Raw genomic sequence first — 11,789 nt, 5'->3', positions numbered from 1 at the left:
AGTACAAAATACATTTGAGAATATAAATGCCTTTATTTAAAACAATTAAACCTAATAAACATACCACAGTTTTTGTGTGGAAAATTGATGAACCCATTAAAACCTTATCTAAAGGTATTGTTTTAACCGAGAGAAGTAAAAACAGATTGCTTTCTATGAAATCTGAAATACATCGTCGAGGTTTTTTAAGTGTGAGACATTTATTAAAAATGGCTGGTTATACAGATCTTGATTTGTTTTATAATGGTAATGGAAAACCACATTTAACCGACGGAAAGCATATTTCCATTACGCATTCTTTTAATTTTTCAGCCATTATTGTTAGTGATTTTGAAGTTGGAATTGACATTGAAAAAAACAGAGAAAAAATAAAAGTAATTCAACATAAATTTGTCAATTTTGAAAGAGGATTTATTCATAAAGATGATGATTACATTCAACAACTTACCGTTATTTGGGGAGCTAAAGAAAGTTTGTATAAAATTTACCCTCACGGAGGTTTAACTTTTAAAAACGATATTGATATTAACTCATTTCAAATTGCCGATAAAAAAACTACTGGATATATAAAAGCTAAAGATTGGAATAAAAATTACACCATTAAATTCCATCAAATTGAAGGTTTCACTTTGGTTTATGCTCTTGCTAATTCAAAAAAATAATAATTACAATTTTTAAAACAACCTAAATTATACTTTTCAATAAAATGAACGAAATCTTCAACTACCTTTTTGGACAATACCAAGGATATGAAAATTTAGACATAGCCCTAGAAATTATAGCAGTAATCTTTGGTTTTTTATCTGTTTGGTATTCAAAAAACAATAAAATTTGGGTTTACCCAACCGGAATGATTAGCACCAGTATTTTTGTGTATTTACTATTAAAATGGAGTTTGCTAGGTGATATGATGATTAATGCTTATTATTTTATAATGAGTATTTATGGATGGTATATATGGACCAGAAAAGTAGATGCATCGCACAATACACCTATTACTTCTATAACAAAAAAAGAACAACTAATTTCTGTGCTACTATTTATTACAACCCTAATATTTGTTTATATAATATACAAAAGCTTTGATAAGTGGACCAGTTGGGTAGCATACGTTGATACTGTTACAACTGCCATATTTTTTGTTGGAATGTGGTTAATGGCTCGCAAAAAAATTGAAAATTGGATTTTTTGGATTATTGGAGATGTAATTTCAGTTCCTTTATATTTTTATAAAGGCTTTACGTTCACAAGTTTTCAATACCTTATATTTACAGTAATCGCAATTTATGGATATATTGAATGGAAAAAACTCTTAAACAAACCAATAGAAATATTGTAAAAATTGTGCTATTTGGACCTGAAAGCACTGGTAAAACAACACTTTCTAAACAATTAGCCCGACATTATAATACTGTTTGGGTGCCAGAATACGCACGCACTTATTTACAAAATAAATGGAATAATAAACGTGAGTATTGCGATAGTGATGATCAACTTCCAATAGCTTACGAACAAATAAAATTAGAAAATAAATTAGCCAAAAAAGCAGATAGACTTCAAATTTGTGATACCGATTTATTAGAAACAGTAGTTTATTTTGAAAATTATTACGACAAAAATATTGACGCTAATTTAAAAAAGGCTGCCTTAGAAAACACTTACGATTTGTACCTTTTAACTTATATTGACACTCCTTGGGAAGCAGATGACATTAGAGAAAACCCTGAAAAAAGACAAGAAATGTTTGAAGTTTTTGAAAACGCTTTAATAAAATATAACAGACCTTACATTTTATTAACAGGAAGCAAAAAAAACAGACTTAATTTAGCAGTTACAGCAATTGATAAAATCTTAGCTTCAAAACCTAATTTACAGAGATATTCAGTAACTTAACTAAATGAACAAAGAAGCACTTATAAAAGAACTTAAATTTAAAGCTGTTAGAAGTAGCGGTACTGGCGGGCAACATGTAAATAAAGTGTCTTCTAAAGTAGAGTTATTTTTTGATCTTCAAAATTCTTTTGAATTTTCTGAAGAAGAAAAACAACTACTCAGTAAAAATTTAAGAAGCAAACTCACAAAAGAAAATATATTGTTACTTTCTTGTGATGAAAGTCGAAGTCAGCATAAAAATAAAGAAATTAGTATCAATCGTTTTTTAAAACTCATTAAAAATGGTTTAAAAGTTCCAAAAAAAAGAAAACCAACAAAACCCAGTAAATCTAGCATTCAAAAACGTTTAGACACAAAGAAAAAACACGCCTATAAAAAATCCTTTCGAAAAAAACCTGAAGTATAATTTATACAGTTTTCAAAATTATCATACAATTAAACAGTACTGCACTCCTAATAAAATCAATAGCTACAGCCAATTTTATTTTAATTAATTTTTAAAAAATAAAATTTTCTTTTAAAAAGAATACATGTTCTGTCATATTTTATTTGTAGCTTTGTCGCATCTCAAAAGGGGTGCCGATAACGGCTGAGATCAAACCCATTGAACCTGAACAGGTAATGCTGTTAAGGGACGTTCAAAACAGAGCAATCTGTCGTGGAAAATAACTAAGTATAATTATTCAAAACATCGATTAATTACCTCTTTTTATATCGTTTTATTTTCAAAAAAATGAAACAATATTTAAAACCAAAGTTTAAAAAAGTGAAGCACTTAGTAGCTTTTTTAATTATTGCATTTTCAATAAATGCAAATGCGCAAGAACTATTTACACTCTCAGGAAAAGTAACCGACGGAAACAATCCAGTTCCAGGAGCTAGCATTTTAGTAAAAGGAACCAAACAAGGAGTAGCCTCAGATTTTGATGGAAATTTTTCAATCTCATTAAAAAAAGGAAATTACACCTTAATTGTAAGTGCTATTAGCAAACCAAAAGAAATAACTATTAATTTAACTAAAAACACTTTTATCACCATAAATATGGAAGATAGTTTTGTAAATCTAGATGAAGTATTGGTTTCTGCTGTTCGGGTAAAATCGAGTTCTCCAGTAACCCACAGTAACGTTACTAAAGAAGAACTAGAAAAACGTAATTTAGGTCAAGATATTCCTGTTTTACTTAACTATTTACCTTCAGTTACAAGCTCCTCTGATGCTGGTGCTGGTGTTGGATATACATATATAAGAGTTAGAGGTTCTGATGCTTCTAGAATAAATGTAACATTAAATGGGATTCCGTATAATGATACCGAGAGTCAAGGTACATTTTGGGTAAATTTAGGAGATTTCACATCCTCAACACAAAGTATTCAATTACAGCGTGGTGTGGGTACCTCTACCAATGGTGCAGGTGCTTTTGGTGCTAGTTTAAACTTATTAACAGATGCTATTTCTGAAAATGCTTACGGAGAAATAAGTAGTGCGATAGGATCTTACAATACATATAAAAACACCGTTAAATTTAGCACTGGAAAAATTAATGACCATATTGAAATTGCAGGTCGTTTTTCTAAAATAGATTCAGATGGGTATGTAGATAGAGCTTTTTCTGATTTAAAATCGTATTTTTTACAAGCTTCATATGTAGATAAAAATACTTTAATTAAAGCTATTACCTTTGGAAATGAAGAAAAAACATATCAGGCTTGGTATGGTCTTACTGCTGAAGAATTAAAAGAAAATAGAAAACAAAATCCTTACACCTATGATAACGAAACCGATAATTATTGGCAAGACCACTATCAACTTCATTGGAATGAAAAATTAAATGATAAATGGTCTACAAATCTTGGATTGAATTACACAAAAGGTAAAGGATACTTTGAACAGTATAAAGAAGGAAGCGCAATATCTAAATACAACAATATTGTTGAAGCTACTGGAACAGACTGGTATGGTAGCCCTGCAACAGATCTAATTGTAAGAAGATGGTTAGATAACGATTTTTACGTTTTAAACTTTAATGCTAATTACAAAAATGAAGCTTATGAAGTTATTTCCGGAATTTCTGCAAGTAACTATAAAGGAGACCATTTTGGTGAAGTAATTTGGGCTAGACAATTTGCTGCAGATGCAAACATAAGAGATCACTATTATTTTAGCGATGCTACAAAAAATGAATTTAGCATTTACTCTAAAGCTTCTTTTAAAATAAATGAAAATTTAAGTGGTTTGGTTGATTTACAAGGTAGATTTGTAAACTATGAAACTGATGGCTTAACTTCAGACAGAGACCCTTTAAATATTGATAAATCATATAATTTCTTTAATCCAAAATTTGGTTTAACATATAAAGTTAACAATAGTAATAGTATTTACACATCTTTTGCTAGAGCAAATAGAGAACCTAATAGAGATGATTTTAAAAATGGCTCAAATGTTAAAAATGAAATATTAAATGATATTGAATTGGGTTGGAGATTAAATAATAAAGCCATTAGCTTAAACACCAATTTTTATTATATGCAATACAAAAATCAATTAATTCAAACTGGAGGATTAAATGATGTTGGTGAATATTTAAGAGAAAATGTTGAAGACAGTTATAGATTAGGTTTAGAGATTGATGCTAATTTTAAAATTACAGATAATTTATCTATTAGTCCAAACTTTACATTAAGCTCTAATAAAATTAAAAACTTTATTTTAGAAAGAGATGGAAATAGCAAAAATATTGGGACAACTAATATTGCTTTTTCACCAAATACAATAGCCGGAAATTCAATTAATTACCAGCCAACTGAAAATTTAACAATCACCTTTTTATCAAAATTTGTAGGCGAACAATATTTAAGTAATACAGATACTGAAGCGTCTAAAATAGATAGTTATTTTACAAGTGATTTAAACTTAACATATACCATAAATCCAAAATCTATATTTAAATCTATTGTAATTTCTGGAGTAGTTAACAACATATTCAATAAAGAATATGTAGACCGAGGATATACGTATTTAGATTATTGGTCAACTCCTAATAATTCATTTGAAGTTCAGGGCTATTTTCCACAAGCAACTAGAAATTTTTTAGTTGGAGCTACATTTAAATTTTAATAAACATTATACAAAAGAAAACCGAGGCAAATGCCTCGGTTTTCTTTTGTATTAAACTCTTTACTCTTACTTTTCAATTTCACAAGTATTTATCTTGAAAATTGAATATAAGGGGCAATTGCCTATAAGTGCTGTAACTACTAATATTGCTGCAATAGCATATAACAATACTTGTACCCAGCTTGCTTCAATTACCGTGGAATACGCAAAATAACCTATTGCAATTCCTAACATTATTCTAATAATTCTGTCGGTACTTCCAATATTAAGTTTCATAATTATATATTGTTTTTATTAATACAATAATATACGAAATTTTTAATTTAGAAGCTATTCTTTTAACAAATTTTCATTACACTTATTCGCTTTCTGAAGTCATTCTACCAGTGGCGCAACTTACAAAAGATTTTGCTTTATGAATTATTGTATTAGCATCACCAACTTCTGGATATCCCATAGAAGCTAACTTGCTTTTAACGCTTTTTAAAACGGTTTCTTCTGAAGAATTAACGCCTACTTTAGAAGTTTCTAAATCAATATCTACTTCAGTAACTCCTTCAATAGTTAATAATCCCTTTTTTATAGTATTGGCACAACCGCCACATTTTAAATTTAATATTTCTAATGTTGTCATAATTTAATTTTGTTTATATCATTTAATTTTGAGGTTTTAAGAGTGCCCTCCTACCACAATTCTCATAACTTTCAAATTTAGTTTAAAAAAATTATAAATTTGAAATATAAAGAAAGATCTCATAAATCGTACCATTCTTGTTGGTTCGGTTGCAAATGACATATCGCTATATGGAGTTGTTTTTTTTATACTATTTTTCATAATACTTCTGGTTTTTTAAAGGTAAAAACGGTTGAATATCACTGCTATTCTGTTTAATATATAATACAGTATTACTATAAAATTACACTTTATTATTAATTTTTTATTATTTATTCAGGTATTAACCACCAAAATGGTTTCGCTTTTGCTTTATAAATAAACATATAATGCATAAATAACTTCATCCAATGTCCTGCGGTACCAACAACTCCAACAGTATCGTTAATATTTCGTCCCCATTTTGGGTATTTTTCCCAATCTGGCACTATTGGATTTACTGTCATAACTGCAGCTTGTCCTTTTGAAATTCCATATCCTGCAGAAACTATACAAGCAGCTCCCATACTAGCCATAGATGCTTTATGTTTGTGTTCTATTTTACCTGTTTTTATAGCATGTATTATATTTTGGGCAACAATTTTACCAATTACACCCGATGGCATTCCTGTTCTTGGTGGCGTTGGAAATATTTTTGTTCCATTAGGGCTTTGCATTGGTTTAGACATACCGTGTGGTGGAGCAAATGCAATACCAGCTGCATACACATTATCGTATTTTACACTTTGATACGTTAAAGGCCAATCTTCGGCTTTCCATTCTTCGTATGGTTTTGGTGTATAATCTGCATCTACTTTCATCATTCCATTTGCTGCAAAAACTTCCGCGCTAATATCTTCATTATTTTTATTAAAAGCTTTCATTCCTGCACCTGAAAAACCAGGAATTAACATTGCAAAATCAAAATTAACTGTTTTATGTTCTCCTTCTAAATTCTCGTAATGTGCAACTCCTTTTTCTATTTTTTGAACACCTGCTCTTTTAATCCAACGAATACCGTATTCTTTTAAAATTGATTCAGCAAATATTTTTGTTGGAGTTACATAACCATTTCTTTTAATATAGGCTCCTCCCATTCCAAAATCACCTAATTCATATTCATTAGTAATCCAAATCATCTCAGCCAAATGCAATAGCTTTCTTTTTTTAATTTCGAAGGCTATATTTAATACATACTCAAAAGCAGCTCCTTGACAAGTTGCCAATGGATGTCCAGTACCTATTAAAAAGGTTTGTTTTTCTCCATTTTCCATCTTTTCTAAAGCACTTTGAAGCTTTGTCCAAGCGTGAGAAGCATGGTCATAAGTACATACAGATTCTGTAAAATATTTTGGACCTAAACCTTCAGTTCCTTCAAAATTAAGTTTTGGACCTGTAGCATTAATTAAATAATCATATGAAACTTTTTCTATAGTATCTTTTTTATCTTCAGAAACATATTTAATAGTGACAAAACCTTGCTTTTGCTCTGTATCTCCTTCAGGATGAATAGAAACAGCCAATGCTTGTTTATAATTTACTCCCATTTTTTTATAAACAGGTGCTAACTTAAACTTTACTTGATCTGGTGTCATTAAACCAACTCCAACCCAAATATTTGATGGAACCCATTGATAATTACTGTTAGGTGAAACCATTACAACTTCGTGATCTTTTTTTAAGTGTCTACTTAAATAAGAAACCGCTGTATGACCAGAAATTCCAGCGCCTAAAACAACTACTTTTGCCATAATATATATATTATTTATTAAATGCTATACTCCAAACCCCTCTTACATCTCCTTCATTATAACCAGTTGCAATATCAAAAGGGTAGGTTAATTTTATAATTGAATCTGTTTTGGCGGTCATTGTTTCGTTTACTTTACCATGGCAAACCAAACAGTTAGCTTTTACAATTATTGGCGCATAAAAGTGTTTTGCATTTGTTGAATCTAACTCAACTATTGGTTGTAACTCTTTTCCTTGTTCCAATAAATTTTTATAATTATTTATAATTTCTAACTCTCGTTCAGAAGGTTCGTTATCACAGCTTCTTAATTTATCTGAAGCTCTTTTAACTACTACATCATATTTTTCAGACAATTGCTTTGTTATTGGAGCTGCTTTAAGATTACAAAAAGGAACAGCTTCTGCTGGACCACCTGCTTTCATTTTAGCCATTAACTGAGTGCTTAAAGCATCAAAAGTAGCTTTTGCTATTTCTTTTCCTTTAGCAGTATATTCTAATTTTTCTTTTTCTGAAAGTTCAGAATTACAAGAAAAAAGACTGATTAGCATTGTAAAAATTAGAATTTTTTTCATCTTGATTATTTTATAATTGGAAAATTATTTTTATGCCAGTTGATAATTCCTCCATGTAAATCATAAATATTTTCAAAACCAATTTCAGCTAATTTCTTACTCGCTTTTGAGGTTCTAGAACCCGATCTACAGTAAATATATAGCGGTGTACTTTTATCTAAATCAGCAAATTGTTCTATAAAATTTTTATCGAATAAATTTATATTTCTTGCTCCTTTAATATGTCCTTGAGCAAATTCACCTGGTGTTCTTACATCAATTATTATTTGATTTTCTGATTTTTCTTTAAAATCAGCAGGAGTAACAACTTCTATTTTACCTGCCTTTGTCTCTGTTTTTGAAGGTTGTTTATTATTACAGCTTATTAAAAAAATTGTAACTAAAACTGTAAGTGATATTTTAAATAACTTCATTTGTTTTTAAACTTCTTTGTAAATATAAATCTACTATTAAACATTGCTTGTAACTTATGTTACTATTTCTTGAAAAAAAAGGGAGTTTAACAAACTCCCTTTTAAATTTTTAACTTAAAAAAATTTAATTATAATAAGGTTGTTGGACACACATAATCTGTTAATTCAACACCCGTTTCCTTAATATCTTTAAATCCACCTCTTACATCGGTAACATTACTTATACCATTTGCTTTTAGAATGGAAGCTGCTATTAAAGAGCGATAACCACCTGCACAGTGTAAATAGTATTTTTTATTTGGATTTAATTCTGCAAAGTTAGAATGAATTGTATCTAACGGAAAGTTCTCAATTCCAACAACGTGTTCCGATAAATATTCGGATTTTTTTCTAACATCTAAAGGCATTTCCATAGCACCATCCTTCAACATATTTGCAAATTGAATTGCTGAAATAGACGCTACTTTATCAACCTTATGTCCTGCGGCTTTCCAAGAATGCATACCTCCACGTAAAAACCCTAAAGTATTATCATAACCTACACGTGAAAAACGTGTAACAACTTCTTGTTCTCTACCTTCTTCAGCAATAAAAATTATTTTTTGATTAATGTCTGTTACCAAAGCCCCTACCCATGGTGCAAAACTACCATCAACTCCAATAAACCAAGCTCCAGGCACTGTACCTTCTTCAGTAAAAACTGTAATATTTCTAGTATCAATTACCAAAATATCCTTTTGTTCGCTCAATTCTTTAAATGAATCTGCATCTATTGGTGTTGTTCCTTTATGAAGAATTGTATCAATACTTGTATTCACACCTTTATTCATTCTTACATTATTCCCAAAATATTGTGGCGGTGGCGCTAAACCTGTAGTAACTTCTTTTATAAATTCTTCTTTGGTCATATCTGCACGCAAAGCATAATTAGTTTTCTTTTGATTTCCAAGAGTATCAAAAGTTTCTGAACTCATATTTTTTCCACAGGCAGAACCTGCACCGTGATTTGGATATACTATAATATCATCTGGTAAGGTCATTATTTTATTACGAAGTGAATCAAATAAATGCCCTGCTAAATCTTCTTGTGTTAAATCTGATTTTACGGCTAAATCTGGACGACCAACATCACCTATAAATAAACAATCACCTGTAAAAACATATGGTTTTTCTCCTTTTTCATCAATTAACAAATAAGATGAAGACTCCATAGTATGTCCAGGGGTATGTAATAATTGCAATTTTAAATCCCCAATTTTAAATTGCTCACCATCTTTACCTTGATGAATGTCGTAATTAGGATTTGCATTTGGGCCAAAGACTATATTAGCTCCAGTTTTTTTTGCTAAATCAACTTGACCAGAAACAAAATCGGCATGAAAGTGCGTTAAAAACACATATTTAATTTTAGCTCCATCGGCTTTTGCCATTTCTATATAAGGCTCAGTTTCTCTTAAAGGATCAATAATTGCTACTTCACCATTTGAATGAATATAATAAGCCATCTCAGCTAAGCAGCCCGTAAATAATTGTTCTACTTTCATAATTATCTGATTTTTATTTTTTTTAAATATATTTTCTTTTTTCCAAAGCTACAAGAATGCAACTGTTTATTTGTAATCGAGGTTACATTGTTTCAATAATTAAGAATACTTTAACGATTTGTTTGTTTAATGTATTCAAAATATTTACGCTCTATTTGTTTATTAATTTTTCGATCTTCAAAAGCATCTACTGCTTGTTGAATACTCATAAAACAGTTTGAATAGTCAATCTTTTCTATAACACCACTTTTATCTAAAACATCTCTAACAGGACCTTTCATACCACTAAAATCGATATCTATTCCTCTGTTTTTATATTTATTTATGAGTTCTTTCAACATAAAAACACCAGAACTATCAATGCTATTTATACTTTCTCCATCAATAATTATCAGTTTTAGTTTAGACCCTTTTTCGAATACAAATTCTTCTAATTTATCTTTAAAAAATGAAATGTTTGCAAAATACAACTGTGCATCAAACCTTACAATTAACACATCCTCTGTAGTATTTAAAAGTCCTTCAAATCTATCTACATTTCTATAAAAAGTAGTATCTTTCACTTGTCCTAATACTGCAAAGTGTGGTTTTGTACTTCTATAAATTAACATTATTAAAGATAACATAACACCTATAAATATACCTTCTTTTATACCAATTGTTGCTGTAATAATTAGTGTAGTAATTAAAATTATCAATTCAATTTTAGAATATTTCAACAATTCTTTTGGTGTTGAAAAATCTAACAAACTATATACTGCAACTATTATAATTCCAGCTAATACTGCTTTAGGTAAATAGAAAAAAACGGGTGTTAAAAATAACAATGTTATACCAACAATTAAACTTGAAATAATAGCAGCTAAAGGTGTTTTTGCTCCCGCTTGGTTATTAACAGCTGTTCTTGCCAAGCCACCTGTAGACGGATATGCTTGAAAAAAAGATCCTACAATATTTCCTAAACCGATTGCTACCAATTCTTGATTTGGCTTTACCTTATTACCTGTATGTTTAATTTCAATTGCCTTAGCTACAGATATTGCTTCTAAAAAAGCGATAAAAGAAAGTGTTAAGGCTATTGGAAACAAATCAATCAGTGTATTTTTTTCAAATTTAGGGACTATAAAATCAGGCAAGCCTTTTGGTATTTCTCCCAATATTTGAACTCCGTACTGTTCTAAATGAAATACACGAACCAATAAAATACCTAAAACTACAACTACCAATGCGGCCGGGACTTTAGACTTCAACCGTTTTAAAAGAATCAAAATAAATATGGAGCTTATTCCAATAACTAAAGTGATCCAATTGATTTCTTTTACATGCTTAAAAACCTCTATAACAAGTGTCTGTATTTTATTATCTCGCATTATTTGAACTCCAAATAAATGCTTTAATTGATTTAAACCAATAATTAATGCCGCTGCAGATGTAAACCCGCTAATTACAGGTCTTGATAAAAAATTAACTAAAAAACCTAATTTAAAAAACCCAAAAACGACTTGTAAAAAACCTACCATGAACGCTAATAATATTGCAAACTCAATAAAATTTTCTGTTCCTATTTGAGCCAATGTAGCAACTCCAGAAGCAACTATTAAAGAATCCATTGCAGCAGGACCAACTGCTAATTGACGTGAGGTTCCGAAAATAGCGTATACAATTTGCGGAATCATAGCTGTGTATAATCCATAAATTGGTGGTAAACCAGCAATCATAGCATACGCAATTCCTTGTGGAATTAACATAATTCCTACGGTTAAACCTGCACCTAGATCACCTTTTAACCATTCTTTTTTATAGTTAGGAAACCAGTCTAAAATTGGTATGTTTTTTTTTAAATTCAT

The 11,789-nt window shown here is 29.7% G+C and carries 12 protein-coding genes; 5 read left to right on the top strand and 7 right to left on the bottom strand.

The genetic code is table 11. The annotated features are described in order from the left end of the window. Positions 1-26: 26 nt before the first annotated feature. The 5 genes from MKD41_RS14125 (at position 27) to MKD41_RS14105 (ending at position 5,008) form a co-directional block, all read left to right on the top strand. Entirely contained in the window at positions 27-662 is a 636-nt protein-coding gene (locus tag MKD41_RS14125) for a 4'-phosphopantetheinyl transferase family protein (protein WP_240242990.1), read from the top strand. A gap of 44 nt (positions 663-706) precedes the next feature. Continuing rightward, entirely contained in the window at positions 707-1,339 is a 633-nt protein-coding gene (gene pnuC, locus MKD41_RS14120; RefSeq protein ID WP_240242989.1) for a nicotinamide riboside transporter PnuC, read from the top strand. Continuing rightward, positions 1,300-1,893 carry an AAA family ATPase gene (locus MKD41_RS14115; protein ID WP_240242988.1) on the top strand — a complete coding sequence of 198 codons (594 nt, stop codon included), beginning with the start codon at positions 1,300-1,302 and terminating at the stop codon, positions 1,891-1,893. The genes pnuC and MKD41_RS14115 overlap by 40 nt, the downstream gene beginning before the upstream one ends. Before the next feature lie 4 nt (positions 1,894-1,897). Next, positions 1,898-2,299, top strand: coding sequence for an alternative ribosome rescue aminoacyl-tRNA hydrolase ArfB (gene arfB / locus MKD41_RS14110; RefSeq protein ID WP_240242987.1), 402 nt, complete (start codon positions 1,898-1,900; stop codon positions 2,297-2,299). 327 nt (positions 2,300-2,626) lie between these two features. Continuing rightward, positions 2,627-5,008 carry a TonB-dependent receptor gene (locus MKD41_RS14105; RefSeq protein ID WP_240242985.1) on the top strand — a complete coding sequence of 794 codons (2,382 nt, stop codon included), beginning with the start codon at positions 2,627-2,629 and terminating at the stop codon, positions 5,006-5,008. 66 nt (positions 5,009-5,074) lie between these two features. Here MKD41_RS14105 and MKD41_RS14100 read toward each other — a convergent pair whose 3' ends face one another. From MKD41_RS14100 to MKD41_RS14070, 7 genes are all read right to left on the bottom strand, one after another. After that, positions 5,075-5,284 carry a YgaP family membrane protein gene (locus MKD41_RS14100; RefSeq protein ID WP_240242984.1) on the bottom strand — a complete coding sequence of 70 codons (210 nt, stop codon included), beginning with the start codon at positions 5,282-5,284 and terminating at the stop codon, positions 5,075-5,077. Between the two features lie 82 nt (positions 5,285-5,366). Then, positions 5,367-5,642, bottom strand: coding sequence for a heavy-metal-associated domain-containing protein (locus tag MKD41_RS14095; protein WP_240242982.1), 276 nt, complete (start codon positions 5,640-5,642; stop codon positions 5,367-5,369). A gap of 311 nt (positions 5,643-5,953) precedes the next feature. Beyond that, positions 5,954-7,411, bottom strand: a complete 1,458-nt coding sequence (locus tag MKD41_RS14090) for an NAD(P)/FAD-dependent oxidoreductase (RefSeq protein WP_240242980.1) — start codon at positions 7,409-7,411, stop codon at positions 5,954-5,956. A 10-nt stretch (positions 7,412-7,421) separates the two neighbouring features. Next, positions 7,422-7,985 carry a Tll0287-like domain-containing protein gene (locus MKD41_RS14085; protein ID WP_240242979.1) on the bottom strand — a complete coding sequence of 188 codons (564 nt, stop codon included), beginning with the start codon at positions 7,983-7,985 and terminating at the stop codon, positions 7,422-7,424. 5 nt (positions 7,986-7,990) lie between these two features. Beyond that, entirely contained in the window at positions 7,991-8,398 is a 408-nt protein-coding gene (locus tag MKD41_RS14080; RefSeq protein ID WP_240242978.1) for a rhodanese-like domain-containing protein, read from the bottom strand. 128 nt (positions 8,399-8,526) lie between these two features. Then, positions 8,527-9,942 (bottom strand): MBL fold metallo-hydrolase, encoded by a 1,416-nt coding sequence (locus MKD41_RS14075; RefSeq protein ID WP_240242976.1) that lies wholly within the window; start codon positions 9,940-9,942, stop codon positions 8,527-8,529. Between the two features lie 110 nt (positions 9,943-10,052). After that, positions 10,053-11,789 (bottom strand): SulP family inorganic anion transporter, encoded by a 1,737-nt coding sequence (locus MKD41_RS14070; RefSeq protein ID WP_240242974.1) that lies wholly within the window; start codon positions 11,787-11,789, stop codon positions 10,053-10,055.

It is taken from the genome of Lutibacter sp. A64 (assembly GCF_022429565.1).
Taxonomy (GTDB): Bacteria; Bacteroidota; Bacteroidia; order Flavobacteriales; family Flavobacteriaceae; genus Lutibacter.
This window is presented reverse-complemented; position numbering and strand designations above follow the sequence as displayed.

Excerpts from the sequence above, each read along its gene's own strand:
- MKD41_RS14125 (WP_240242990.1), top strand. The coding sequence starts at position 27 with ATGCCTTTATTTAAAACAATTAAACCTAATAAACATACCACAGTTTTT.
- MKD41_RS14070 (WP_240242974.1), bottom strand. The coding sequence starts at position 11,789 with ATGAATTTAAAAAAAAACATACCAATTTTAGACTGGTTTCCTAACTAT.
- MKD41_RS14075 (WP_240242976.1), bottom strand. The coding sequence starts at position 9,942 with ATGAAAGTAGAACAATTATTTACGGGCTGCTTAGCTGAGATGGCTTAT.
- MKD41_RS14090 (WP_240242980.1), bottom strand. The coding sequence starts at position 7,411 with ATGGCAAAAGTAGTTGTTTTAGGCGCTGGAATTTCTGGTCATACAGCG.
- MKD41_RS14105 (WP_240242985.1), top strand. The coding sequence starts at position 2,627 with ATGAAACAATATTTAAAACCAAAGTTTAAAAAAGTGAAGCACTTAGTA.
- MKD41_RS14080 (WP_240242978.1), bottom strand. The coding sequence starts at position 8,398 with ATGAAGTTATTTAAAATATCACTTACAGTTTTAGTTACAATTTTTTTA.
- MKD41_RS14085 (WP_240242979.1), bottom strand. The coding sequence starts at position 7,985 with ATGAAAAAAATTCTAATTTTTACAATGCTAATCAGTCTTTTTTCTTGT.
- MKD41_RS14115 (WP_240242988.1), top strand. The coding sequence starts at position 1,300 with ATGGAAAAAACTCTTAAACAAACCAATAGAAATATTGTAAAAATTGTG.
- MKD41_RS14095 (WP_240242982.1), bottom strand. The coding sequence starts at position 5,642 with ATGACAACATTAGAAATATTAAATTTAAAATGTGGCGGTTGTGCCAAT.
- pnuC (WP_240242989.1), top strand. The coding sequence starts at position 707 with ATGAACGAAATCTTCAACTACCTTTTTGGACAATACCAAGGATATGAA.
- arfB (WP_240242987.1), top strand. The coding sequence starts at position 1,898 with ATGAACAAAGAAGCACTTATAAAAGAACTTAAATTTAAAGCTGTTAGA.
- MKD41_RS14100 (WP_240242984.1), bottom strand. The coding sequence starts at position 5,284 with ATGAAACTTAATATTGGAAGTACCGACAGAATTATTAGAATAATGTTA.